Below are 24859 nucleotides of genomic sequence, written 5' to 3'. Positions count from 1 at the left end.
AGGAACGCCCCACCGAGGGAGTCAAGGAAACGACTGGAGGGCTCAACCCGCCCAGGCGGCGGGCTATTCAGGGCTTTGCGAAGGCGCCGATTCACTACCATCGACCCGTCGATCGACCCGCCTGACGCCGCATCCCTTGTCTCTGCTCCATCTCTCGCTGCGCGCCGCCACCCGGATCTGGGAAGCGGCTGTTCTGCTCGTGCTCACGGTGTATTTCGTGCTGGGCGCGGGTCTGCTGACGCTGCGCTACGCCGTGCTGCCGAATGCGCAGCAGTTCCGCCCCTGGGTCGAGCAGGCCAGCAGCCGGGCCCTGGGGCTGCCCGTGCACATCGGCGCGATCCAGACCCAGTGGCACGGCCTGATGCCGCAGTTTGCCCTGCACGATGTGCGCATCGACGGCCCGCAGGGCCAGCCCGCGCTGCAGTTCGCCGAGGTGGACGCCGCGCCCTCGTGGAAAAGCCTCTCCCGCCTCGCCCTCACGTTCGACCAGTTGGTGATCCGCGGCGCCAATCTCACGGTGACGCGAACCGACGCCGACCATCTGGAGGTCGGCGGCATCCGTTTCGCGGTCTCCGGGTCGGGCAAGAACGAGGCTGCGCAGCAGTTCGCCGACTGGCTGTTCAGCCAGAACGAAATCCTGATTCTCGACAGCCGCCTCACCTGGGTGAACGCCGCGCAGCACGCACCGCCCCTGCCGCTCACGCAGGTCAACCTCCTGCTGCGCAACGCCCTGGTGACGCACCGCGCCGCGCTCACCGCGATGCCGCCCGCGGGTTTCGGCGGCCGCATCGATCTGCGCGCCAGTTTCCGCCAGCCGTTCTTCCTGCGTCACACCGCCGACTTCGCGCGCTGGAAGGGCACGCTGTACGGCGAGGTTGCCGACGTCGATCTGGCGGCCCTGCAACCCCAGCTCCCCCTGACCCTGCCCGCCCAGACCCAGACCGGCCGCGGCTCGGTGCGCGCCTGGACGCAGTTCGACCAGGGCGCCCCGACCGCCTTCACCGCCGATCTGGCGCTGCGCGGCATCGCCGTTCAACTCCCCCCCCACGACGCCCCCGACGCGCTGAGCACGCCCCCGGGGCTGCCCCCCATCGCGCTCGACACCCTCTCCACCCGCATGACCTGGGCTCCGCTGCCCGGCGGCGAGAAGGCCAGCGTGCAGCATCTGCAATTCCGCACGGCCCAGGGCCAGTCTCTGGCCCCCGTCAGCGTGGACTGGCAATGGCAGCACCCCCCGGGTGAGGCCGCCCAGGGCCGACTGCAGACCGGCGCGCTCGATCTCGGCGCCCTGGCCGCCGTGGCGCAACGCCTGCCGCTGCCCGCGCTCTGGCAGGCTCGCCTGGCCGCGCTGCAGCCGCAGGGCCGCATCGACCGCTTCGAGGCGCAGGCCCGCTGGCCCCAGGGCGTGGCGCTCAGCAGCCCGCCGCCGACTTATGACGTCCAGGCCGATTTCACCGCGTTGCGCTGGAACAGCCCCGCCGGTGCGGGCGAGGGCACGCCGCCCGCCGATACCCGTCCCCTGATCGAGCGCGGCAAGGCCGCGGCCCTGGCCCTGCATCTACCGGCCGACCTGCCGGGCGTCGACGGCCTGTCGGGCACGCTCAAGGCCTCGCAGGACGGCGGCCAGGCGCAGCTCCGGCTGACCCGAGGCGGGCTGGACCTGCCCTTGATCTACGCCCCGGCCAGGCTGGGTTTCGACAGCCTGCGCGCCGATCTCGACTGGACCCGCGACACCGCCGGGCAGTGGCAGGTCAGCACCCGCCGCTTCGACTTCGCCAATGCCGACGCGGCCGGCCGCGCCACGCTGACCTGGCGCGCCGCGGCGCACGGCCTGGGCAGCATGGATCTGCAGGGCCAGCTCACCCGCGCCGACGCCCGGGCGGTATGGCGCTATCTGCCCATCGACATACCCCTGCACACCCGCGACTATCTGCGCAGCGCCGTTGCGGCAGGCAGCGCGCGCAAGGTCGACTTCTCGGTTCGTGGCCAGCTCGAAGACTTCCCCTTCGACACCCCCGCCCGGGGCGGCACCTTCGAGGTGAATGCGCAGATCGAGAACGGGGTGTTCAACTACGCCCCGCGAAACCTGCTGCCGCCCGGGCAGACCGCCCGCGCCGACAGCGTGCACGCCAACGCCGAGTGGCCCGAGTTCACCCAGGTCAACGGCGATCTGCGGGTGACCTCGCACAGCCTGGAGGTGCGCAACGCCTCGGCGCGGGCGTTGGGTGCGCGCATCAGCGGGGTCAACGGCAGCCTGCCGAGCTTCGACCAGGGCGTGCTCAGCATCAGCGGCAAGGCCCAGGCGCCCGCGAGCGACGCCTTGCGCTACCTCGTCGACAGCCCGATCAACCGGCAGCTCGGCGGCGTGTTCGACGACGTGCAGGCCCAGGGCCCGGTGGCGCTCGACCTCGCCCTCACCCTGCCCCTCGACCATCTCGACGGCACCACCCTCAAAGGGCTGGCCACTCTGCAGGGCGTGGACGTGTCGTGGAGCCGCGATCTGCCGCGCTTCACCAAGGTGCGCGGCACGGTGGCGTTCAACCACGGCGGGTTCAACCTCGCGCTCAACGCGCCTGACGTGCTCGGCGGCCCCCTCACCCTGCGCGGCGGCCAGCAGGCGGGCGGGCCGCTGCAGTTGCAGGCCAGCGGCAGTTTCAGCAGCAGCGGACTGCGCGGCGCTCAGGCCGAATGGATGCAGACCCTCGGCAAGGTGCTGCAGGGGCAGGCGCCCTACACCCTGGGCATCACCCAAGCGCGCGGCAGCGACGACGCGACGCTGGAGCTGCGCAGCAATCTGGTGGGCGCCGCCATCGATCTGCCGCCGCCGCTGGGCAAGCCGGCCAGCGCGCCCGAATCGCTGCTCTACACCCGCGCCCCACTGCCCGCGGCCGCTGACGGCAGCCGCCGCCACGCGGTGCAGATCGATCTGGGCGGTCTGGCACGCGCGCGATACGTGCTGGAAGATTCCCCGGCCACGACCGGTACCGGCGCCGATTTTCGCGTCGTCAGCGGTGGGCTGGCCATCGGCCCCCAGGCCGCGCTGCCGCAGCCCGAACACTCGGTGCAGGCGAACGTCAAGCTGCCGGTGCTCGATCTCGACGCCTGGGACGCCGCCCTCAAGCCCCTGCTCGGCAGCGAGACGACAGTCCCCCCGGCGCCCCCCGTTCTGGCCGCCGCTGCGGAGACCCGCGGACTGGCCGCCCTTCTGCCCACCACCGCCGCGTTCGACATCGGCCGCCTCACGCTGATGAGCCGCGTGATCAATCAGGTCGTGGTCGGCGGCCATCGCAGCGGCGATCTGCTGCAGGCCAACGTGAACTCGCGCCAGATGTCGGGCTACATCGGCTGGCAGATCGGCCAGGGCAACAGCCCTGGCACGCTCAGCGCGCGTCTGGCCCGGCTGGAGCTGCCCAAGTCGAGCGATTCAGACGTCGAGCACCTCCTCAACGAGCAGCCCAGAAGCATTCCGGCCCTGGACATCGTGGCCGACAACGTCGATCTGCAAGGACACCGCTTCACGCATCTGGAGGTGCAGGCGGTCAACCGCGGGCGCGTGGACGGCAGCAAGCAGTGGCAGCTCACCCATTTCGAGCTCGCCACCCCCGACAACGTGCTCACGGGCAGCGGCACCTGGTCCACCCTGGGCACGCAGCTCGCCGTGCCCGGCAGCGCCGACGCCGCAACGCCGGCCCGCCGCACGACCATGCAGTTCAAGCTTGCCGTCGGCGATGCCGGCGGCCTGCTCGCCACCCTGGGCAAGCCCGGCCTGCTCAAGGGGGGCAAAGGCGAGATCACCGGCAATCTGGCGTGGCTGGGTTCGCCCCTCAATCTCGATTTCCCCAGCCTGAACGGGCAGTTCAAGCTGCAGCTCGGCAGCGGCCAGTTCCTCAAGGCCGATCCCGGCATCGCCAAGCTGCTGGGCGTGCTCAGCCTGCAAAGCCTGCCGCGCCGCCTGACCCTGGATTTCCGCGACCTGTTCTCGTCGGGATTCGCCTTCGACAAGGTCGATGCCGACGTCGGCGTGGACAGCGGCATCGCCAGCACGCGCGACTTCCGCATGAGCGGCGTCTCGGCCACGGTGCGCATCGAAGGCCAGACCAACCTCTCCACCGAGACCCAGAACCTGCGCGTGGTCGTAGTGCCCAACATCAACGCGGGCGCCGCATCGCTCGCCTACGCCCTGGTGAACCCCGTCGTCGGCCTGGGCACTTTCCTGGCGCAATACATCGCCCGCGAACCCCTCGCGCGGGCCTTCACCCATGTGTACGACATCACCGGCACCTGGGTCACCCCCATCGTCAACGAGGTTTCGCTCGGCAGCCCTGGCCCCGGCGCAGGGCCGCCCCAAGGCGGGGGCAGCCCCCTGGGTGGGGCAGCGAGCGCAAGCGAGCGTGGGGGCCATTCAGCCGCAGACGCCACGCCCGCGGCGCCCTGACGTAAGCTGAATGAACCGACAGCCTCACCGCACGCCACCATGAAAATCGCAGCCCTCCAGATGGTCTCCGGCACGTCCGCCGCCGCCAACCTGCAACGCGCCGAGGGTCTGCTCGCCCAGGCCGCAGCCCAAGGCGTGCGGCTGGCCGTGCTGCCCGAATACTTCTGCCTCATGGGTCGGTCCGACACCGACAAAGTCCGCCTGCGCGAAAAGCCCGGCAGCGGCCCCATTCAAGACTTTCTGGCCGATGCGGCCCGCCGCCACGGACTGTGGATCGTCGGCGGCACCCTGCCGCTGGAAAGCCCCGACCCCGACCGCGTGCTCAACACCACGCTGGTGTTCAACCCCGCGGGCGAACAGGCGGCCCGCTACGACAAGATGCACCTGTTCGCCTTCCAGCGCGGCACCGAGCGCTACGCCGAAGCCGACAGCATCACGCCCGGCACCCAGGCCGTGGCCTTCGACTGCGAAGGTCTGCGCATCGGCCTGACCATCTGCTACGACCTGCGCTTTCCCGAGCTGTTCCGGGCGCTGTCCAACCCCGCGCCCTGCGACCTCTACCTCCTGCCCGCCGCTTTCACCCACACCACCGGCGAGAAACATTGGGAAGTGCTGCTGCGCGCCCGCGCCATCGAGAACTTGGCCTATGTGCTCGGCAGCGCGCAGGGCGGCGTGCACGAAAACGGCCGCCGCACCTGGGGGCACAGCATGATCGTCGACCCCTGGGGCGAGGTGCTCGCGATGCAGGCCGAGGGCGAAGCCGTGGTCACCGCAACCCTCGATCGCGACCGCATCGCCAGACACCGCGAAAGCCTGCCCGCCCTGCGGCACCGGGTGGTGTGACCTCGCCGCCGCCCGCGCGGCGAAACGCTGAGTCTGATGACTATCTTGGCCCCGCGCGCTGCACGATGGCGATCACATCGGGCACCGACATCGATGTGATGGCGATGTTCTGCATGACCAGGTTCGGCGTCGAGGTCGGCACGTAAGGAGCGTTCTGGCAGATGTCGAAGAAGGTCGAGGGATTGGCCAGATAGTTGTTGGTGAAGCGCAGATTGCCCGCAGGCAGGCAGCCCCCCATGTCGGCCCCATAGGGCACGATCGCGGTGAGCAGGCAGAGATCCTGCGAGAGCGCGGCGCCCTCGAACGAGGTCGGATAGCCGCAGGGACCGAAATCGATCGTTCCGACCGGATCGTTGAACGCCACGTTCTGATTGATCGTGATGAACTGCGAGCCTCCATCGGTGTAAAAGATGTTGCCCCCGGCGCTGGACCGCTTGCCTTCGGCAACATTGCCCTGGATCAGCAAGCCGTTGGCGAAACTCGTGCCCTGGGCCCCATTGGTGTAGATGGCCCCGCCGTCCCACAGTTTTTCGAGGAAGTTGCTGATCACGTTGTTGGTGATCTGGTTGTCGCTCGACACCGTGGGCGTGTCGAAGCTGCCCCACATGGCTGGCGTCGCGCCTGGCAGTCCCGGAAAGCCCGAAGGATCGAGCAAGCCCCAGCCCCAGCCGATCGCGATTCCGCTCCAGGGCACGTTGTCGATCGAATTGTGGGAAATCTGGGTGCCCCGGGTGAAGCCCACATAGATCGCCGCCGTGTCGTAATAGTCCTGGCCGGTGGCTTCGATCACGTTGTCGAGAATCTGATTGCCGCTGTTGGCCGACGAAGCATCGGGGCGCATGTCCTGCGGGCTGATGCCTCCCACGATCAGCGCCGAAGATGCGATGTCGACGAAGTGATTCTGTTGAATCAGGTTGTTCTGGCATCCCGTTCCCAGCGACAGCGCCGCCCCGCCCAAATGCTTGAAGGTGTTGCCGACGAAAGCCACGTCGCGCGCATACGTCAGGGCGATATGGCCCGGGGTCGGATAGGTCGTTTGCTGATGCCCGATGAGGTTCGTCGCGTAATTGCTCCCGATCAGCAGGTTGCCGCTCTGGTCGGAGACATAGCCATTGGCCGAGTTGGGCAGAAGCCAGGTCGCGTATTCAAACTGAAGATTGCGGAACTGCAGCCCCGTCACCGGTGCCGACGGCCGCCCCTGAATCTGCAGCAAAGACTCCAGAATCGGCAGATAGGCGCTTTGCGGCGGCGTGGATGCGCCCATGAGATAGGTGACCGTCTTCGCATACGGATCGAGGTACCACATATGGGGGTCCGTCAGAAACTCCGGCGCGTTCTCCAGCCAGCTAAGCTGGTAAAAACTCCACTCCTTCGGAAAGGTATTGGCGTTGTTCCAGCACGGATTCACCATGCTCAGAACGCCTCCCGCGTTGGCGCCCACCGGGCAACGCATCATCTTCCATTGCGTGGTCGTGACGGCCTCGACCAGCTCCGGGTGCGTCAAGGCCAGCGGCGTGCCCACGGCCTGATAACCGTTGCTCACCCATCGGTAATCCGGGTTGATCGGCGTGGCCGTATTCGACCGTGCCCGAAGGGCACGCTGATCATCCACATAGAACTGACGCGGCATCACGCCCGAGGGAAGATCAGGCACCGGCGCCACGCAGCGGCCGCCGTTGCACTGAAACCCGCTCACCGGCAGCCCGCCGGAAAGAACGACCGGCTGGTTGTTGCCGGGCGCCGCCTGGTAGACCACTTCGCGCCCCGGCGCGCCCGAGTCCTGCGGATCGAAAACGAGGGGCGCCTTCAAGGCATACACCCCGCCCATGATGTTCACGTCGATCTTGCAGACGCCCCGCCTGGGATCGCCGCGCACGGCCAGCCTGGCCCGATCGACCGTGGCGAACGGCTGCCCCATGCCGCCGTCGCCCGTGGCATCGTTGCCCGCGGTCGACACCCAGTAGGTGGCGCAGGCATCGCCCGGGGCGCTCGGCCCGGACCCGCCACCACAGCCCTGGAGGCCCAGAGCCGTGCCGATCAGGAGGCAACCCATGGCCCCTTGCACCGCCCAACGCGGCATGCATCGCAACATGGTCTTTCTTTCAATCGGCAGAGGGAAAGGCTGGCGTGCGCGCCGATGCTGGAGATGGCGGGATTAAGGGGTCCGCCTGCCGCACCGCGGCGTCCATCGGCTTGCATGCCAGGAATGAGATATTTCCTCATTCTGCCCGACTCCTCCGGCTGTCATCGCGAACTATGATCGCCAGAAGGGTCGCCCCGTCCACATGCATGAAAACGATGGTTGAGCCGGGTCGCGACTTGGTCATCGATCCTTGGGCAAAGTCTGTCCATGAGCAAAGCGAATGCCTAGTCAGCCTGTCCAGCAGAAGGTTTTGACGAGACATGCCGCGATACCTTCGAGCCCTTGACATCGGCCGTGCGTGAAGGCGCGCTTGGGGTCGGACACCTTGTACGGGCCAACCCCATCGCAACAGCGCCGCGGATCAAGCCGGATCAATTCAAGCAGATGAGCGCAAAGACAGAACTACTTGGCACGGTCTGTGAGGCGTCAACAGCGTTGTCACCATTCGCGTCGATCTGCAATTGCGTCTGATTGCCCGACATCGCCGTCACCACTTCGCTTGACTTGCTGCCGGTAATGGTTGCTGATCCGCTCGAAGGGTATGCGCACCCCGCGCCCGCAAATTTCTGGGTCGTTTGAACACTGAACACCTGTCCGTTGTTGTTCACGGCTTCATCCTGAGAGAACCACCAGGTTCCATTGGTGAGGTTGTTGAACAGGGTGTAGTTCAGACCCAGGATCGACAGCGATCCGTAATTGGAACTCGTGAGCGTCATCTGAGGACTTGTGAGATTCACCTGCTCGGACTGTGCGACGTTGTTGCTCGCCACGATCTGGACCGATATCGACAGGGAGCCATTCAAAGACGCGCCGGAGTTAGCAGTGGCCACACTGAAATTACTGGCGTTCATGGTCATGCTGGCGCTGCCGCCGGTACCGTCCGAGCTCTGATTCAGGCCGGTGAGCGTGAGTGCGAACGAGCCGTTGATCGTTTCAGTGCCGTCGTTGCAGTTGCTGAAAGTTGCCGTGAGGGTATTGCCTACGGCTGCCTGCCCGCTGTCCGACACATTTCCGGTCACCACATAGGAGCCTCCTCCCGAACAGGTGGTCGTCTCATTCACCGCCTTGGCAGCGATTGGTGCGACAACACTTGACCTCGCCCCGATCGTCGACTGGGCTTGCTGAGCGGCGAAGTTGGCCAAATAACCAAGAACACTGCTCTGACCCGTCATCGTGGCGCCAGTCGCCTTCAGGCTGGCGGCGGCGGCGGCGCCTTGTGAAAGGGTTCCAGTTCCAGAGAACGCCTGAGCCGCGACCTGTTGTCCGTTGTCTGCCGTGATTGCCATGGTCGGCGTTGCCGACTGCGCGGTTGAAGCCCCGCCACCGCCGCCACCACACCCCGCAAGACTACCGCCCAGCGCGATCATGGCCACGGCGAGACCCAGACGTGAAATATTTTGCATATAACCTCCAAATTTTCGACTTATTGAATGAAACTTATTGAATGTCAGCAATAAATGACAGACTAGTAACATATTTCTTCAAACAACTTTGCATGTCAAGGTGCCCACGCCCGCGCACATAACGACACTTGCCTCCTTTTCGTTCGACCTGCTGAGCAATGATTTCTTCGGGCCAACATGATCTTTCCAATTCAAAATCCAAAAGAAAGGAACACCGATGTCTTGGTCAGCGCAGCAATACACCTTGTTCGAACGAGAGCGCACACGGCCCGTACGCGACCTGGTCGCCGCGATTCCGAACGAGGCGGCGCGACGGGCGGTCGATCTGGGTTGCGGCCCCGGCAACTCGACGGAGGTGCTGCTGCAGCGGTTCCCGCTTGCGCACATCAGCGGCACCGACAACGCCGAGGACATGCTGGAGGCGGCCCGGCGTAGGCTTCCGGCCGTGACGTTCGAGCGATCCGATATTGCCACCTGGAACCCGGACTCTCGCTATGACGTGATCCTCGCCAATGCCTCGCTGCAGTGGCTGCCCGACCATGCCAGTCTCTACCCGCATCTGGTCAGCAAGCTGACCGAGGGCGGCACGCTGGCCGTGCAGACTCCGGACAATCTGGAGGAGCCGGCGCACCGGCTTGCGCGCGACGTGGCGGCCCGTGGCCCGTGGCAGGCCAAGATCGGCGCGGTTCAACATCCGCAACGGCACGATGCCCGTTTCTATTTCTCGCTGCTGCAGCCGCTCTGCCGCCAGGTGGATCTGTGGCGCACGACCTATTTTCATGTGCTCCAGGGCGGCCCCTCGGCCATCGTGGCGTGGTTCAAGAGCACGGCGCTGCGGCCCTTCCTCGGACCGCTCAGCGAGGACGAGCAGAGCGCCTTTCTTCGGGTCTACACGGAGGCTATCGCGCAGGCCTATCCGGCCGAGGCCGACGGCACCGTGCTTCTGCCCTTTCCGCGTCTGTTCCTGGTGGCGACGCGGTAGGGCCGCCTTCACTCACGGGTTTTGTGCTCGATGCGCCGCGGGCCGCTGCGTGTGGCCAGGGCGATTTCGAGCGCGGTTTCCAGGCGGATGACGCGCTCGGTGAGCTGTTCGATCTTTTGCTGTTGGCTGACCACGGTGCCGGCGAGGCGTTCGATCTTGTCGTTCATCTTGATCACGGTGGTGAGCGCGTCCCAGAGCTTTTCGGTCACGCCCATGATCAGGCTCCTGCGGCGCGGCGCTTGCGCGCGGAGGCCGCCGCCGGATGCGACGGATCGAGCCGGGCCAGACGCTGCTCGGAGGCGGCGACGGCCTGCAGCGCGGCGTCGAGGGCGCGGCTGGCGCGTTCGGCGCTGAGCCGGATCTGCTCGGCCACCGCGTCGAACGCGTCAGCGTCCTGCGTGGGGTCATAGGCGGCTGCGGCACGGCGCAGGTACTCGCCCATGGACAGCCCCGCGGCTTCGGCGGCGCGGGCGATCCGTGCCTTCTGCTCTGCGGTCACGAGGATGGGGATGCGTTCGGTGACGATGGCCATGATGCTCCTTGCGCCGCACCTCGCGGGCGGCCTGAAGGCATCATAGGCCGCCGTGACTTCGGCCAACGCTGAACAAGTCCTTCGCGCGTCGCCTCAGCGCATCACCGCTTCGATGTCGGCGACGGTCTTGGGGGCCGCGGCGGTGAGCACCTCGCAAGGCTGGCCACCGCCGCGCACGGCGATGTCGTCTTCGATGCGGATGCCGATGCCGTGGAACGCCGCGGGCAGGTCGTCGGCCGCGCGCACATACAGCCCGGGCTCGATGGTGAGCACCATGGCCTCGCGCAGGATGCGCGCGGGGCGCTTGCGGCTGCCGTCGGGCTGGATGTCGAGCGCGGCGCCGGGCTCGGCGTAGTCGCCGCAATCGTGAACGTCCATGCCCATCCAGTGGCTGGTGCGGTGCATGTAAAAGCGCTTGTAGGCGCCGGTGGCGATGACGGCGTCTGCATCGGGCGCGGCGTCGCGCGGGATCAGGCCGTGATCGAGCAGGCCCTGCGCCAGAATGCGCAGGGCCGCGTCGTGCGGATCGGTGAAGCGCGCGCCTTCGACGCTGGCCTCGAGCGCCGCCGCTTGCGCAGCCAGCACCACGTCGTAGAGCGCGCGTTGCGGGCCGGTGAAGCGGCCGTCGGCCGGGAAGGTGCGGGTGATGTCGCTGGCGTAGCCGTCGAGCTCGCAGGCGGCGTCGATCAGCACCAGGTCGCCCGCACGCACGGGGGCGTCGCTGGCGCGATAGTGCAGCACGCAGGCATTGGCGCCAGCGGCCACGATGGAGCCATAAGCCGGGGCTTGCGATCCGCCCTGGCGAAAGGTGTGGAGCAGCTCGGCTTCGAGGTGATATTCGCGCAGCCCCTGCTGGGGCGGCTGCCGCAGACCGCGGCTGCTGGCCTGCATGGCGCGAATGTGGCCCTGCGCGGAAATGGCCGAGGCGCGGCGGATCACGTCGAGCTCGTACGCGTCTTTGAACAGCCGCATCTCATCGAGGATGGCGCACAGATCGTGCTGGGTGCGCGGCGCGGTGACCCCGGCGCGAACCTGGGCGCGCACGGCCGCCAGCCAGCGCTCCACCTGGGTCTCCAGCCCCGCCTGCAGGGCAAAGGGCCACCACACGGCGGGCTGGTCGGCCAGCAGCCTGGGCAGTTCGGCATCGAGGCTGTTGATGGACAGGGCTGCGTCGAAGCCGAAGGCCTCGCGCGCGGCCTCGGGCCCCCAGCGGAAGCCGTCCCAGATCTCGCGTTCCACGTCCTTGTCGCGGCAGAACAGCACGCTGCGGCTGCTGCCGTCGGCCCCCACCTGCAGCGCCAGCAGGCTGTGGGGCTCGGCAAAGCCGGTGAGGTAGTAGAAATAGCTGTCGTGACGATAGGGATAGTCGGCGTCGCGGTTGCGCATGGCCTCCGGCGCGGTGGGCAGCAGGGCCACACCGCCGCCTGCGGCAGCGAGTTGGCGCACGACTTCAGCGCGGCGCGTGGCGCAGCGGACAAGCAGATTGGAATCGGGCATGGGAAGGTGCAGGAAGGATGTGTGGGCGAAAGTCTAGGGCCTGTTCACGCGGTTTGTGCACCCGCGCTAACTGGCCCTAATCCACCGCGCGCGATTGCGCATCCAGCGCGGCCAGTTGCTCGGGGGTGCCGACGTTGTGCCAGAGGCCGCTGAACACTTCCCCGCTCACCCGCCCGGCCTCGACCGCGCCATAAAGCCAGGGAAAGAGCTTCCACGCCCGCGCCCGGGGCTGCCCCGCGAACAGGGCGGGATGGAACACGCCGATATTGCCGTAGTTCAGCCGATCGCCCTCGCGCCGGATGCGGCCCTGGGCGTCCAGAGCCATGTCGCCGCCCAAGTTGTGCTCGGGGTTGGGCGTGAGCACGAGATGCGCCGCGGTGTGCTGCGGATCGGCAGCGATGGCCCGCGCCACCGCTTGCAGCCGGGCGTAGTCGAAGGTGGTGTAGATGTCGCCGCTGACCACCAGAAAAGGGGCCTGCTCCAGAAGGGGCTGGGCGGTGGCAATGCCGCCGCCCGTCTCATAGGCCTGCGCCGGCTCCATGGAGTAGCGCAGACGCACGCCCCAGCGCGCGCCATCGCCCAGCGCGGCGGGAATCTGCTCGCCCAGCCAGCCGGTGTTGATGACGATGTCGCGCCAGCCGCCCGCGGCCAGCCGTTCGATCTGCCAAACGATCAGCGGTTTGCCGCCCACGGGCAGAAGGGGCTTGGGGCAAGCGTCGGTGAGGGGGCGCATGCGCTCACCTCGACCGGCTGCAAGAATCATGGCCCGCATGGTTTGGTCGCGCACGTCCGGGTTCGACTCGCCGGAGCGTTTCATCCTAGAAGGTGTAGCCGACCAGCGGACTGCGCTGCTCGATCTGGTCGAGCAGTTGCAGCAGCGGCTTGAAGGCGCCGTAACGCGCCGCCACCAGCCGGGTGTGCTGAAGCACCAAGGGCAGATCGCCCAGGTACTGCGCCTTGCCGTCGCGGTGGTGCAGCCGGGCGAAGATGCCCAGCACCTTGAGCGCGCGCTGCAGCCCCATCCAGTCGAGGTCGCGATAGAAGTCGGCGGCGTCGGCCGCCACCGGCAGCCCGGCCTTGCGGGCTCGCTCCCAGTAACGGATAGCCCAGTCGAGCTGCTGCTCTTCGGGCCAGGCGATGTAGGCGTCGCGCAGCAGCGAGACCAGGTCGTAGGTGATGGGGCCGATCACCGCATCCTGAAAGTCGAGCACGCCGGGATTGCGCTGGGGCGTCACCATCAGATTGCGGCTATGCCAGTCGCGGTGGACCAGCACCTGCGGCTGCGCCAGGTTGTTGGCGATCAGCGCCGCGAAGAGGCCCTGGAGCGCGGCGCTTTGCGCGTCGGTGAGGGCATGGCCGTGGTGTTTCAGCACGAACCATTCCGGAAAAAGATCGAGCTCACGCCGCAGCAGCGCCGCGTCATAGGCCGGCACCACACCGGCGCCGTCGATGCCCTGGAGCGTGACCAGCGCGCCCAGCGCGTCGCGCATCAGGCCGTCGGCGCGATCGGGCCGGGCGGTGAGCGCCTGCAGATACGTGGTCTGGCCCAGGTCGGTGAGCAAGAGAAAACCCTGCGCCACGTCCTGTTCCAGCACCTGGGGCACCTGCACCCCGCCGGCGGCGAGCAGACTGGCGATGCGCACGAAGGGCCGCACGTTTTCCATCGGCGGCGGCGCATCCATGACGATCAGAGAACCCTGGTCGGCCTGGACGCGGAAGTAACGGCGGAAGCTGGCGTCGCTCGATGCGGGCTGCAGCGTTTCGGGCTGCAGATGGTGCGCCGGGGCGACGCCCTGCAGCCAATGTTGCAGAGCCTGGGCGCGGTCGTTGGGATCGTGGGCGGACATGGAGTGGGCGAGCGGGAAGGGAAGGAAGGGCTCCCTATAATCCGCAGGCATTTTAGGCACCGCAGCACACGCAGCACGAAGCGCTGCGATGCGCCCGCCATCCGAATGGAGCCCCTTGGTGTCCTGTGTTGGGGCGGCCCTGCGTTTTCTTGAGAGTCCCGTGCCTTTGCCCTTGCCGTTTCGCCCTCCGCCTCGCTTGAACCCGCTCGTGTTGGCGCTGGCGCTCGCACTGGGATGGAACGCCACAGCGCACGCGCAGGACGCCACCTCCGTCACCTCCGCGCCGTTGCAGCTCACACCCAGCCTGGACCTGCTGCCACATCTCCCGGCCGAGGCGCAGGCGTTCGAACCGGTGTTCGTCATCGCCGACAAGATCACGGGCCAGAACAATGTCTACGTGCATGCCACGGGCGGCGTGCAATTGCGCAAGCACAGCGTGGTGATCAAGTCCGACCGCCTGCGCTATTACTTTGTCGAGAACGAAGCCGTGGCCAACGGCGACGTGCGGGTGCTGCGCGACGGCAATCTGTTCACCGGACCGGCGATGCGCATGCAGCTCGACACCTACCGCGGCCAGATGCCCGACGCCGACTACTACTTCCGCGTCACCCAGGGGCACGGTCACGCCGACAACATCGACTTTCTCGGACGCGATCACCTCCAGGCCGACAACGCCACCTACACCACCTGCACCGCCAGCCCGGTGGACTGGTTCGTCAAGGCCACCCATCTCGACCTCGACCTCGCGGACAACACCGGCGTGGCGCGCGATGCGCGGGTGGTGTTCAAGGGCGCCACCATCCTGCCGCTGCCCTACGCCAGCTTTCCGCTGAGCGATGCGCGCAAGTCCGGCTGGCTGCCGCCCACGCTCGGCGTGGACAGCCGCAACGGCATCGACCTCGCGGTGCCGTACTACTGGAACATTGCGCCCAATTACGACGCCACCCTCACGCCCCGGGTCATTCTGCGTCGCGGCTTCATGGGCAGCGTCGCGACGCGCTGGCTGCAACCGTCCTATTCGGGCAGCAGCCAGTTCGACCTGCTGCCCTCCGACAGCAGCGACGACGGCAGCAGCCGCTGGGCTGGGTATGTGCAGCAGAACGGCGGGCTGGGTCACGGGCTGAGCTATGCCTTGAACTACCAGCAGGTGTCCGACGACAACTGGTGGCAGGACTTCGGCGGCGTCAACCCGGTCATCGGCTCCAACCGCACCTTGCCTCAGCAAGGCAGCCTCACCTACAGCCTGCCGCTGGGCTATATGCAGCTCAGTGTGAACCGCTGGCAGACCCTGCAAAACGCCGATGCGCCCATCGGCGTGCCGTACAACCAGCAGCCGCAGCTCTACACCCATCTTCAAAGCGCGAATTACAGCGGCCTGATCTGGCAGTTCGACTCGGCGCTGACGCGCTTCACCAACCCCACGGCGATTTCGGGCGACCGGTTCTATCTCAATCCGCAGCTCAGCTATCCGCTGGTGCGTCCCGGCGGGTTCGTGACGCCCAAGCTGTCTTTCAACGTCAGCCGTTACGTCACCGACACCCCGATGACGGGCGGCGCCACCACCGCCGACCGCGCCGTGCCGACCTTCAGCCTCGACAGCGGCCTGGTGTTCGAGCGTCCCACTTCGCTGTTCGGCCGCGCGCTCACGCAGACGCTGGAGCCGCGGCTTTATTACGTCTACACGCCTTATCGCAACCAGCAGAACCTGCCGAACTTCGACAGCGCCGACCTCGACCTGAACCTGTCGACCATCTACACCGACAACGTCTTCTCGGGCAACGACCGCATCGCCGACGCCAACAACCTGACCGGCGGCGTCACCTCGCGCCTGCTCGATCCGCAGACCGGCGTCGAACTCGGACGGCTCACACTGGCGCAACGCGTGCTCTTCACCCCACAGCGCGTCACGCTCAGCGGCGGACCGATTCCCGCTGGACTGAACGACACCTTCGCGCTGGCCAGCGCCAACCTCACCAAGCACTGGAGCGCCAATGCCGCGCTGCAATACAACATGCGTCTGCGCCAAAGCCAGCAAATCGCTGCAGGCGCGCGCTGGTCTGCCGCGCCTTACAAAACGGTCAGCACGAGCTATCTGTATCAAAGCGCCGCGTCGGGCCAGATTCCGCTGCGCTACATCAACACGGCCTGGCAGTGGCAGCTCAGCCCACGTTGGTATTCGGTCGGACAGGCGAACTACAGCATTCTCGACAAGCGCCTGAACGACGGCCTGCTGGGTTTCGAGTACGACGGCGGCTGCTGGATCGGCCGCATCGTGCTGCAACGCAATTCGCTTACCCAGGCCTCGGCCTATACCCGCATCCTTTTCCAGCTCGAACTCGTCGGTTTTTCCAGACTGGGCAACAATCCGCTGTCGGCGCTCAAGCAGAATATCCCCGGCTACCAGATCCTCAAGCAATCCAACGGCCCCCCAAGCCGCTTCTCGAACTATGAATAAGACCCTTCTGGTCATGATGCTGGCCTCCCTGTCCGTCTGTGCGCAGGCGCAGGGTTTGCGTTTGCCTCCCGGCGGGGGAGCTGGGGACGGTTTGGCGGCCCCGGCTCCCATAACGAGCACCGTCACCGTACCGCCGATCGCCGTGCCGACCACGCCCTCCGCCACTTTCGGCAGCGCACGCACCCACGACGGCATTGCCGCCATCGTCGGCAATCAGGTCATCACCGACTACGACCTTCAACTGCGGGTCGACGCCACGCGGCAGCAGGCCCAGGCGGCGGGTGCCACGCTGCCGCCGCAAGCCCAGTTCCGCAGCCAGGTGCTCAATCAGATGATCGACGAGATCGCGCTGGCGCAGTACGCCGAGCAGACGGGCATGGGCGTGAACGCCGACACGATCGATCGGGCCCTGGCCCAGGTCGCGAGCAACAACAAGATGACCGTGCCTGAATTGCGCAGCGCCATCGAGAAGGAGGGCATGGGCTGGACCACCTATCGCGATCAGCTCAAACGCGAAATTCTCATCAGCCGGGTGCGCGAGCGCTCCATGGCACAGCTGCCCACGATTTCCGAGAGCCAGATCGACGAATTCCTATCCAAACAGGATGCCGCGTCGGCCAACCCGCAGGCCGCCTATGAGATCGCGCAGATCTTCCTGCCCGTGGCGCAGGATGCGAGCGCCGAGCAGGTGGCCGCGGTCAAGCAGAAAATGGAGGCCATCGAAACCCAGCTCAAAGACGGGGCCGATTTCGCCAAGCTCGCCACGCAGGATTCGCAGGGCGAGGGCGCCAAGCAGGGCGGCAATCTGGGCATGCGCCCGGCAGACCGTCTGCCCGCCCTGTTCGTCGACACCGTACGCTCTCTGCAGCCTGGGCAGATCAGCCCCGTCATCCGCAGTGCCGCGGGGTTTCACATCCTCAAGCTGCTCCAGGCCAGCGGCGAAGGCGCCGCACCCGCCACGGCGATGCAGAGCGAAGTGCGCGAGATCGTGCTGAGCGCGCCCACCGACGCGCAGCGTCTGCGAGCCAAGGCCGAGCTGGGCAATATCGCGCAGGCCGTGCAGGCGGGCAAGGTGCAGTTCAGCGAGAAGGCCAGAGAGCTGTCGCAGGATCCGGCCACCGCATCGAAGGGCGGCGATCTGGGGTGGGTGCTGGCCGGCCAGCTCGACCCGGTGCTCGACGCAGCCCTGCAACACCTCAACCCTGGCGACGTCTCCGAGCCCATCGTCATGGGCAACAAGGTCGTGCTGCTGCAATTGGTCGACCGCGCGGTGCGCCCGCTCGCGCAGTCGCAAAAGCGTGCGCTGGCGCGCGAAATTCTGCAACGCCAGAAGGCCACCCAGGACTTCGACGAACTGGTGCGCGACGTCCGGGCCCGCACCTATGTGCACATTCCCGAGAATGACTGAAGACGTGGTCCGGCCCGGCATCCCAGGCGGGTCGATATGAAACGGCCTTCAGCCCGGCCGCGCGGTGCGGCCCAGACCACCCATGTCGCACGCAAGCGATTCGGCCAGCATTTTCTGATCGACCCGCAGATCATCCACGGCATCGTCGGCTGCATCGACCCGCAGCCCGCCGATCGGCTGGTGGAGATCGGGCCGGGTCTGGGCGCCTTGACCTGGGCGCTGCTGGAGCGCCTTCCCCGCCTGGCCGCCGTGGAGATCGACCGCGACCTTGCTGCGCGCTGGCGCCAGCAAGCGCCCGACCGCGTGGAGCTGATCGAGGCCGACGCGCTCGCCTTCGACTTTGCCAGCCTGGGTAGCGAGCTGCGCCTGGTCGGCAATCTGCCCTACAACATCTCCACGCCGCTGCTGTTTCATCTGATGGACGTGGCCGAACGGGTGCGCGATCAGCACTTCATGCTGCAAAAGGAAGTGATCGATCGCATGGTGGCCTCACCCGGCGGGCGCGATTTCGGGCGTCTGTCGGTCATGCTGCAGTGGCGCTACGACATGGTCAATCTGCTCGACGTGCCGCCGGAATCCTTCGATCCGCCACCTAAGGTCGATTCCGCCGTGGTTCGCATGACGCCGCGCCCGGCGTCGGCGCTGGATGAGGTCGATCGTGGCAGGCTGTCCGCCCTGGTGACCGCCGCCTTTTCCCAGCGCCGCAAGCTGCTGCGGCACAGCCTGGGGCCCTGGCTCGACTCCCAGGGATACGGCGGCCATTTCGACCTGCAGCGCCGCGCCGAGGAAGTCGGCACGGCTGAGTATGTGGCTTTGGCCCAGACGCTTCCGCAAAGGCCATGAAAAACGGCGCAGGGCCGCTGGGTCTTGCGCCGCGTTGGGTCTTGCGCCGTTTTGGGCGTCTTCAGGAAGACCTGGCACAACGACGCGACAGGCCTGGAACGATCGTCTCTATCAGACCACCGAGTCAGGCCAGGGAGTCAGGCCACCAATTCACACCACCAATTGCGCCCACGCCCCTTCCCATGGCGTGCAGACCTTCACGGTCTTGACTCTGGGCTCCGGTACCGCTTCGCCCCGCATCTCCTCCCGGCCAGGAGAGCGGGTCACAGAAAAGAATAGAAGACCCTGAAGGCAATGCCACGCTCCGCCCAGAAATCAGCGGCGTCGCGGAATACGTCGAGCAGGGTTTCGCGCGCCTCCTTGTCGAAGCGCTGGGTCGCCGGGAGCTGCTCCAGCACGACGACAAACCCCGGTTGCGGCCCACCGCCATGCACCACGTCGGTCAGGCAATCGTGCAGTGCGTCGAGGTTTTTGCCGAAATGCTTCGGAAACAGAAAGGAGCGCGCAATCGTCTCCAACACTTCCTGCTTGGTCGTCGCTTCGGAGAGGTTGGCATAAAGGAAATGCTGGCCGGTCGTCTCGGCTGCATCCTGCAACTGCGCGACACGGTAAGCCCGGATCGACTGCACGATATTCGGCCGTACCGACTTGAGCAGCACGGCGGGATCGGCATCATGGAGCGATGCGTCGGAAACTGGCATAGTGATCATGGGTGTAGTAACAAACTTCCGGATGGTGCTTGGCCCCACCGCAAACGATGCGGCGCGCCCCCCGGTTGTGGGCGCCTGGAGTCGGAACGGTGTATTCGCGATAAAAACCACGACGATTTGAGGGCAAAAGCCGCTCATAGTTTCCAAAAATGACCCCGTCCTTGTATCCCTCGAACGGGCCGCCTTGTTCAATCCGCTTCAAGAGATCGCGCGCCTGCACAGGCAGATCGGCCACTGCGATGACCGGGATGGCCGAGGCCGCCGCCTGGTGCGGCGTTTCGCGGGCCTGCGCACTGGGCCATGCCCCCACCCCGCCCGGCGCCGCGAACGAGCAAGCGACGAGCAGGAGTCCGGTCAGGACCAGGGAGCGCAGCGTTGAGCGAATGCACCGGCGATTCATGCTGCAGCGCGTATTTCCGCGCGATTAGAGGCAAATGGACGCAAATGCGTTAAAAATGCAAGCAATTACCGTGCGACTGGCGCGCTGAAGGCTTGCTGCTGGCTTATTCAATAAGGCAGCAATCGTAGCGAAAGCGCCACGAAAACACAAGGATTCGCCCAATTTTTAGGCAGGTTTTGCCGCGCGCCCGGCTTGCCCGCCGACTCGGGCGGGCAAGCCCCACTCTCAGAGGTTGGCTTCGGCGACCGTCAGCGCGGTCATGTTGACGATGCGACGCACCGTGCTGGAAGCGGTCAGGATGTGCACTGGCTTGGCCGCCCCCAGCAGAATGGGGCCGATGGCGATGTTGTTCCCTGCGGTGGCTTTGAGCAGGTTGTAGGCAATATTGGCGGCGTCCAGATCCGGAAATACCAGCAGATTGGCCTCGCCGCTCAGGGTCGACTCGGCCAGCAGGCTGGCGCGAAGGACGGGGTCGACGGCGGTATCTCCCTGCATTTCCCCATCAACCTCCAGACCGGGCTCGCGCTGGTGCAACAGCGCGAGTGCTTCGCGCATCTTCACCGCACTGGGTGCCGTGGACGAACCGAAGTTGGAATGCGAGAGCAGCGCCGCCTTGGGAACGATGCCAAAGCGGCGCAGCTCCTGAGCCGCCATGCTGGTGATCTCGGCGACTTCGGCGGCGGTGGGGTCGATGTTGACGTGCGTATCGACCAGGGCCACCTGGCGCCCGGGCAGCACCAGCACATTCATCGCCGCATAGACATTGGCGCTGGAGCGACGGCCGATCACCTGATCGATGTAGTGCAGGTGGATGTGCGTCTGCCCCCAGGTGCCGCAGAGCATGCCATCGGCCTCGCCCTTGTGCAGCATCATGGCGCTGATGAGGGTGAGGCGGCGGCGCATTTCGATCTTGGCCATCGCGGGCGTGACACCTTTTCGTCCCGCGAGCTGGTGGTAGCTCTGCCAGAAATCGCGATAGCGTTCGTCGTTGTCGGTGTTGACCACATCGAAGTCGCGCCCTTGCTCCAGCCTGAGCCCGAAGCGCTCGATGCGCTTGGCGATGACCGCGGGACGACCGACCAGGATGGGCCGCGCCAGATGCTCGTCGACCACCACACGCACCGCTCGCAGCACCCGTTCGTCCTCGCCCTCGGCGTAGACGATGCGCTTCTTTGCGGCCTTCTTGGCCACGCTGAACATCGGACGCATCAACGCACCCGACTGGTAGACGAACTGCTGCAGGCTGTCGCGGTAGGCGTCCATGTCGGCGATGGGCCGACGCGCCACGCCGCTCTTCGCCGCCGCCTCGGCGACCGCCGGCGCAATCTTGATCATCAGCCGCGGGTCGAAGGGCTTGGGAATGAGATAGTCGGGACCGAAACGCAGCGGTTCACCGACATAGGTGGCTGCCACCACGTCGCTCTGTTCGGCCTGCGCCAGTTCGGCAATGGCATGCACCGCAGCCACCTCCATTTCCGCCGTGATGGTGGTGGCGCCGCTGTCGAGCGCGCCACGGAAAATGTAGGGGAAGCACAGGACGTTGTTGACCTGGTTGGGATAGTCCGATCGGCCCGTGGCAATGATGGCGTCGGGACGCACCGCACGGGCGGTTTCCGGCAGGATTTCCGGATTGGGATTGGCCAGCGCCAGGATGATGGGCTTGTCCGCCATGCGCTGGGCGTACTCCGGTTTGAGCACGCCACCGGCCGACAACCCGAGAAACACGTCGGCACCCTCAATGATCTCGGCCAGGGTGCGGGCCGTGGTTTCCTGGGCGAAGCGACATTTGTCGTCGTCCATCAGTTCGGTCCGGCCCGCGTACACCACGCCGGCCAGATCGCTGACCCAGATGTTTTCGCGCGGCATACCCAGATCGACCAGCAGGCTCAGGCAGGCCAGTGCCGCCGCGCCCGCACCGGAGCACACCAGCTTGACCTGGGCGATATCTTTGCCCACCACCTTCAGGCCATTGAGAATGGCCGCGCCGACGATGATGGCGGTGCCATGCTGGTCGTCGTGGAACACCGGGATGCCCATGCGGGTGCGCAGCTTGCGCTCAACCTCGAAACACTCCGGGGCCTTGATGTCTTCGAGATTGATCCCGCCGAACGTGGGCTCCAGCGCGGCGATGATTTCAACCAGCTTCGCCGGGTCTTTTTCGTTCACTTCGATGTCGAATACATCGATGCCCGCGAACTTCTTGAACAGCACCGCCTTGCCTTCCATCACGGGCTTGGCCGCCAGCGGACCGATATCGCCCAGACCCAGCACCGCCGTGCCGTTGGTGATGACCGCCACGAGGTTGCCGCGCCCGGTGTAGCGGAACGCATCGTCGGGGTGGGCGTGGATTTCCTCGCAGGCCGACGCCACGCCGGGCGAATACGCCAGCGCAAGGTCGCGCTGGTTGGACAACTGCTTGGTGGCGACGACGGCCAGTTTGCCGGGGCGTGGAAACTCGTGATACTCGAGCGCGGCCTGGCGGAGCTTGGCCTTGGTGTCTTCTGAGCTGGACATGACTGTCTCCTCCTCACGCGGCCGTCGTGAACGTTTCGCATCTTGTCGCCGCGCGGGAAAACGTCATTGTAGGAGCCTGTCGGCGCGCCGATATGCGAACATGGCACGCCCCATCCAGCTTGACCCACCATGACCGCGCCCCTCGGCGAATTCGATCTCATCGCCCGCTACTTCACCCGTCCTCCGCGCCGCGCCGTGCTCGGTGTGGGCGACGATTGCGCCTTGCTGGCCGCACCGGCCCCGAATGAACGATTGGCCATTTCCAGCGACATGCTGGTCGAGGGGCGACACTTCTTCGCCGACGCCGACCCCGAAGCGCTGGGGCACAAGACCCTTGCCGTCAACCTGTCCGATCTGGCCGCCATCGGCGCCAAGCCGCTGGCCTTCACCCTGGCCATGGCTTTGCCCGAGGCCGATGCCCGGTGGCTGGCAGGGTTTTCGCGCGGCCTTCTAGACCTGGCCGACCGCCACGACATCGAGCTGATCGGAGGCGACACCACCCGCGGCCCGCGCAACCTCTGCGTCACCGTGCTGGGCACCGTACCCCAGGGCCTGGCTCTGCTGCGCAGTGGCGCCAGGCCAGGCGACGATCTCTGGGTGTCGGGAACCGTGGGCGACGCCCGCCTGGCGCTCGGTCATCGCCTTGGCGAATGGGCGCTGGATGCGCATGACCAGACCGCGACCCTGAGGCGCATGGACCGCCCCGAACCCCGCATCGCGCTCGGACTGGCGCTGCGCGGCCTGGCCCATGCCGCGCTCGACGTGTCCGACGGCCTGCTGGCCGACCTCGGCCACATCCTGCGCGCCAGCGCCGTGGGCGCCACGGTCGAGGCCGATGCCCTCCCGGCCAGCGAAGCCCTGCGTGCGCTGACGCCCTCACGGCGGCGTCTGTGCCAACTCGCAGGCGGCGACGATTACGAGCTCCTGTTCACCGCACCGGCGACCGCGTGCCGCGCGGTCGAGGCTGCCGCGGCGCGAGCCGCCACGCCGATCACCCGCATCGGCCACATCGATGTCGAGCCGGGGCTGCGGCTCATCGACGCCCAGGGACGGGTGTTGGACAATGCCTACGCGGGATTCGATCATTTCCGCCCTTCTTCCTCGCCTCCATGACCGCATCCACCCCCATCCCAGCCGCAGCCCAAGGCGCCTCCTGGCGCTTCATGTGGCGCAACCCCCTGCATGTCCTGGCGCTGGGTTTTGGCAGCGGCCTCTCCCCGATTGCGCCCGGCACGGCGGGCACCCTGTTCGCCTGGGCCAGCTACGACCTGCTCGCCCTATGGCTGGGACCGCTGGACTGGGCGGTGGTCATCGGCGTGGGCACACTGATCGGCGTCTGGGCCTGCGGCCACACCTCACGGGCCCTCGGCCTCGAAGACGCCTCGCCGGTGGTGTGGGACGAAATCATTGCCTTCTGGCTCATTCTGCTGCTCGTCACCCCGGCGGGCTGGGCCGAGCAGCTCGCGGCCTTTCTGCTGTTTCGCGCCTTCGATGCCGGCAAGTGGCTGGCGGTCGGCTGGGCGGATCGGCATGTGAAAGGTGGCTTCGGCATCATGCTCGACGACCTGATCGCTGCCGCGTTCACGCTGCTGGTGATGGCTTTGGGCATCCGCCTTTACGCCTGGATCTGAACCTTGCCTTCCCCGGACTTCGCAGACCTCTGTACCCTCGCGGCCGAGTTGGGCCCGGCGCTGGAGCGACGGCGCCTGCATCTGGCCACGGCCGAATCCTGCACCGGGGGATTGATCGCCGCCGCAGTCACCAGCGCGGCCGGATCGAGCGCCTGGTTCGAGCGCGGCGTCGTGACCTACGCCAACACCGCGAAGACCGATCTGCTCGGGGTGGACGCAGACTTGTTCGAGCAGGTCGGCGCGGTCAGCCCCGAAGTCGCGCGGGCCATGGCCCGCGGCGCGCTCCTGAGCGCCCGCGCCGATCTGGCCGTGGCCGTCACCGGCATTGCCGGCCCCAGCGGTGGCAGTGAGGCAAAACCGGTCGGCACGGTTTGGTTCGGCCTCGCCACGGGACAGGGGCTTGCGGCGAGCCTGGAAGCACGCCACGCCCTGTTCGCGGGTGATCGCAGCGCGGTCCGTCTGCAGGCGGCACGGTTCGCCCTGCTGTGGGCGCTTGAAGCCGCGCGGAATCTTTGATCAGCCTTGCGGCGGCGCCGTGTCGCGGAACGACGGGCGCTGCATCAGCTTGTCGTAGAGCTTGGCCAGATTGGGGTACTGCTGCTGCCAGCCCATGTCGGGGAAACGAAACACCACATAGCCCAGCGAGGCGCCGACGGCGATGTCGGCCAGCGACAAGTGGTTGCCGCAGCAAAACGGCTTGTCGCCCAGGCCGTGCGACATGGCCTTGACCCCGGCCTCCACCTTGTCCATCTGCCGCTCGATCCACGCCGGGCTGCGCTGGGCTTCGGCGCGCCCCGGCCACGTCTGCTCCAGTCGCGCGGTGGCGGCCGCGTCCATCACGCCGTCAGCCAGAGCCTCCCAGGTGCGCACTTCGGCGCGTTCGCGCCCACCTGCTGGAATGAGCTTGCCCACGGGCGTGAGGGTATCGAGATACTCCACGATGACCCGCGAGTCGAAAATCGCCTCGCCGTCGTCGAGCACCAGGCACGGCACTTTGCCCAGGGGGTTGGAGCGACCGATCTGGGTCGCCTCCGACCAGACGTTCTCTTCCTCCCATTTGGCGTCGATTTTTTTCTCGGCCAGTGTGATGCGCACCTTGCGCACGTAAGGACTGGTCAGGGAGCCGATGAGTTTCATGTTCTGTGCAGCGAAAAGAGGTCGATTCAGTATATCAACGGCCCCTCGGGACGACGCGGCCCCACCCGGGTTCCCGTAT

At 66.7% G+C, this 24859-nt stretch carries 19 protein-coding genes and 1 pseudogene; 9 read left to right on the top strand and 11 right to left on the bottom strand.

The genetic code is table 11. The features are described 5' to 3' along the window. Positions 1-136 precede the first annotated feature (136 nt). Both BVH73_RS09105 and BVH73_RS09100 read left to right on the top strand, forming a co-directional pair. Positions 137-4435, top strand: coding sequence for a YhdP family protein (locus BVH73_RS09105; RefSeq protein WP_079417996.1), 4299 nt, complete (start codon positions 137-139; stop codon positions 4433-4435). A gap of 39 nt (positions 4436-4474) precedes the next feature. Then, positions 4475-5278: a carbon-nitrogen hydrolase family protein gene (locus tag BVH73_RS09100; protein WP_079417995.1), complete on the top strand. Its 804-nt coding sequence runs from the start codon at positions 4475-4477 to the stop codon at positions 5276-5278. Positions 5279-5318: 40 nt separating this feature from the next. Here BVH73_RS09100 and BVH73_RS09095 read toward each other — a convergent pair whose 3' ends face one another. Further along, a complete protein-coding gene (locus tag BVH73_RS09095; protein ID WP_169836769.1) occupies positions 5319-7331 on the bottom strand; it encodes a right-handed parallel beta-helix repeat-containing protein in 2013 nt (670 codons plus the stop codon). Between the two features lie 461 nt (positions 7332-7792). Continuing rightward, a complete protein-coding gene (locus tag BVH73_RS15775) occupies positions 7793-8824 on the bottom strand; it encodes a hypothetical protein (protein WP_154048461.1) in 1032 nt (343 codons plus the stop codon). Positions 8825-9041: 217 nt separating this feature from the next. Between BVH73_RS15775 and tam the strand changes: the two genes are divergently transcribed. Continuing rightward, entirely contained in the window at positions 9042-9806 is a 765-nt protein-coding gene (gene tam, locus BVH73_RS09085; protein ID WP_079417991.1) for a trans-aconitate 2-methyltransferase, read from the top strand. An 8-nt stretch (positions 9807-9814) separates the two neighbouring features. Here the strand turns inward: tam and BVH73_RS09080 are convergent, their stop codons facing one another. From BVH73_RS09080 to BVH73_RS09060, 5 genes are all read right to left on the bottom strand, one after another. After that, on the bottom strand, positions 9815-10021 hold the full coding sequence (locus tag BVH73_RS09080; protein WP_079417989.1) for a hypothetical protein: 207 nt from the start codon (positions 10019-10021) through the stop codon (positions 9815-9817). Between the two features lie 2 nt (positions 10022-10023). Further along, positions 10024-10338 carry a plasmid mobilization protein gene (locus BVH73_RS09075; RefSeq protein WP_079417988.1) on the bottom strand — a complete coding sequence of 105 codons (315 nt, stop codon included), beginning with the start codon at positions 10336-10338 and terminating at the stop codon, positions 10024-10026. 93 nt (positions 10339-10431) lie between these two features. Next, a complete protein-coding gene (locus BVH73_RS09070; RefSeq protein ID WP_079417986.1) occupies positions 10432-11835 on the bottom strand; it encodes an aminopeptidase P N-terminal domain-containing protein in 1404 nt (467 codons plus the stop codon). A gap of 76 nt (positions 11836-11911) precedes the next feature. Next, positions 11912-12652 (bottom strand): N-acetylmuramate alpha-1-phosphate uridylyltransferase MurU, encoded by a 741-nt coding sequence (gene murU / locus BVH73_RS09065; RefSeq protein ID WP_281250809.1) that lies wholly within the window; start codon positions 12650-12652, stop codon positions 11912-11914. A 1-nt stretch (position 12653) separates the two neighbouring features. Beyond that, complete coding sequence (locus tag BVH73_RS09060; RefSeq protein ID WP_079417985.1) at positions 12654-13682, bottom strand: aminoglycoside phosphotransferase family protein; 1029 nt, start codon at positions 13680-13682, stop codon at positions 12654-12656. Between the two features lie 196 nt (positions 13683-13878). On the opposite strand from BVH73_RS09060, the gene BVH73_RS09055 reads away from it, so the two are divergent. From BVH73_RS09055 to rsmA, 3 genes are read left to right on the top strand one after another with little or no spacing between them, the layout of a single operon-like run. Beyond that, a complete protein-coding gene (locus tag BVH73_RS09055; protein WP_245800306.1) occupies positions 13879-16137 on the top strand; it encodes an LPS-assembly protein LptD in 2259 nt (752 codons plus the stop codon). Further along, positions 16130-17545 carry a peptidylprolyl isomerase gene (locus tag BVH73_RS09050; RefSeq protein WP_079417982.1) on the top strand — a complete coding sequence of 472 codons (1416 nt, stop codon included), beginning with the start codon at positions 16130-16132 and terminating at the stop codon, positions 17543-17545. Before BVH73_RS09055 ends, BVH73_RS09050 begins: the two co-directional genes overlap by 8 nt. Before the next feature lie 36 nt (positions 17546-17581). Then, on the top strand, positions 17582-18388 hold the full coding sequence (rsmA, locus tag BVH73_RS09045) for a 16S rRNA (adenine(1518)-N(6)/adenine(1519)-N(6))-dimethyltransferase RsmA (RefSeq protein WP_079417981.1): 807 nt from the start codon (positions 17582-17584) through the stop codon (positions 18386-18388). Between the two features lie 263 nt (positions 18389-18651). On the opposite strand, the pseudogene BVH73_RS09040 reads toward rsmA, so the two are convergent. The 3 genes and pseudogenes from BVH73_RS09040 to BVH73_RS09030 all read right to left on the bottom strand — a co-directional run. Further along, a pseudogene (locus BVH73_RS09040) lies at positions 18652-19044 on the bottom strand (barstar family protein); the annotation flags it as partial. 16 nt (positions 19045-19060) lie between these two features. Beyond that, entirely contained in the window at positions 19061-19498 is a 438-nt protein-coding gene (locus BVH73_RS09035) for a guanyl-specific ribonuclease (RefSeq protein ID WP_079417979.1), read from the bottom strand. 225 nt (positions 19499-19723) lie between these two features. Continuing rightward, positions 19724-22012 (bottom strand): NADP-dependent malic enzyme, encoded by a 2289-nt coding sequence (locus BVH73_RS09030; protein ID WP_079417977.1) that lies wholly within the window; start codon positions 22010-22012, stop codon positions 19724-19726. A 129-nt stretch (positions 22013-22141) separates the two neighbouring features. Here BVH73_RS09030 and thiL point away from each other — a divergent pair, with 129 nt between their 5' ends. The 3 genes from thiL to BVH73_RS09015 are packed head-to-tail and all read left to right on the top strand — an operon-like array spanning position 22142 to position 24159. Next, positions 22142-23125, top strand: a complete 984-nt coding sequence (gene thiL, locus BVH73_RS09025; RefSeq protein WP_079417976.1) for a thiamine-phosphate kinase — start codon at positions 22142-22144, stop codon at positions 23123-23125. Further along, positions 23122-23643 (top strand): phosphatidylglycerophosphatase A family protein, encoded by a 522-nt coding sequence (locus tag BVH73_RS09020; RefSeq protein WP_079417975.1) that lies wholly within the window; start codon positions 23122-23124, stop codon positions 23641-23643. Before thiL ends, BVH73_RS09020 begins: the two co-directional genes overlap by 4 nt. A gap of 3 nt (positions 23644-23646) precedes the next feature. Next, entirely contained in the window at positions 23647-24159 is a 513-nt protein-coding gene (locus BVH73_RS09015) for a CinA family protein (RefSeq protein WP_079417974.1), read from the top strand. Here the strand turns inward: BVH73_RS09015 and BVH73_RS09010 are convergent, their stop codons facing one another. After that, entirely contained in the window at positions 24160-24780 is a 621-nt protein-coding gene (locus tag BVH73_RS09010; protein WP_079417972.1) for a glutathione S-transferase N-terminal domain-containing protein, read from the bottom strand. Positions 24781-24859: the final 79 nt, after the last annotated feature.

Origin of the sequence: Thiomonas intermedia (assembly GCF_002028405.1) — a bacterium.
Lineage (GTDB): Bacteria > Pseudomonadota > Gammaproteobacteria > Burkholderiales > Burkholderiaceae_C > Thiomonas > Thiomonas intermedia.
Note: the sequence above shows the minus strand (reverse complement) of the source record. Positions and strands in the feature narration are given on the sequence as shown.

Coding starts and splice junctions, on each gene's coding strand:
- BVH73_RS09100 (WP_079417995.1), top strand. CDS start 4,475: ATGAAAATCGCAGCCCTCCAGATGGTCTCCGGCACGTCCGCCGCCGCC.
- BVH73_RS09095 (WP_169836769.1), bottom strand. CDS start 7,331: ATGGGTTGCCTCCTGATCGGCACGGCTCTGGGCCTCCAGGGCTGTGGT.
- BVH73_RS15775 (WP_154048461.1), bottom strand. CDS start 8,824: ATGCAAAATATTTCACGTCTGGGTCTCGCCGTGGCCATGATCGCGCTG.
- tam (WP_079417991.1), top strand. CDS start 9,042: ATGTCTTGGTCAGCGCAGCAATACACCTTGTTCGAACGAGAGCGCACA.
- BVH73_RS09080 (WP_079417989.1), bottom strand. CDS start 10,021: ATGGGCGTGACCGAAAAGCTCTGGGACGCGCTCACCACCGTGATCAAG.
- BVH73_RS09075 (WP_079417988.1), bottom strand. CDS start 10,338: ATGGCCATCGTCACCGAACGCATCCCCATCCTCGTGACCGCAGAGCAG.
- BVH73_RS09070 (WP_079417986.1), bottom strand. CDS start 11,835: ATGCCCGATTCCAATCTGCTTGTCCGCTGCGCCACGCGCCGCGCTGAA.
- murU (WP_281250809.1), bottom strand. CDS start 12,652: ATGAAACGCTCCGGCGAGTCGAACCCGGACGTGCGCGACCAAACCATG.
- BVH73_RS09060 (WP_079417985.1), bottom strand. CDS start 13,682: ATGTCCGCCCACGATCCCAACGACCGCGCCCAGGCTCTGCAACATTGG.
- BVH73_RS09050 (WP_079417982.1), top strand. CDS start 16,130: ATGAATAAGACCCTTCTGGTCATGATGCTGGCCTCCCTGTCCGTCTGT.
- rsmA (WP_079417981.1), top strand. CDS start 17,582: ATGAAACGGCCTTCAGCCCGGCCGCGCGGTGCGGCCCAGACCACCCAT.
- BVH73_RS09035 (WP_079417979.1), bottom strand. CDS start 19,498: ATGAATCGCCGGTGCATTCGCTCAACGCTGCGCTCCCTGGTCCTGACC.
- BVH73_RS09030 (WP_079417977.1), bottom strand. CDS start 22,012: ATGTCCAGCTCAGAAGACACCAAGGCCAAGCTCCGCCAGGCCGCGCTC.
- thiL (WP_079417976.1), top strand. CDS start 22,142: ATGACCGCGCCCCTCGGCGAATTCGATCTCATCGCCCGCTACTTCACC.
- BVH73_RS09020 (WP_079417975.1), top strand. CDS start 23,122: ATGACCGCATCCACCCCCATCCCAGCCGCAGCCCAAGGCGCCTCCTGG.
- BVH73_RS09010 (WP_079417972.1), bottom strand. CDS start 24,780: ATGAAACTCATCGGCTCCCTGACCAGTCCTTACGTGCGCAAGGTGCGC.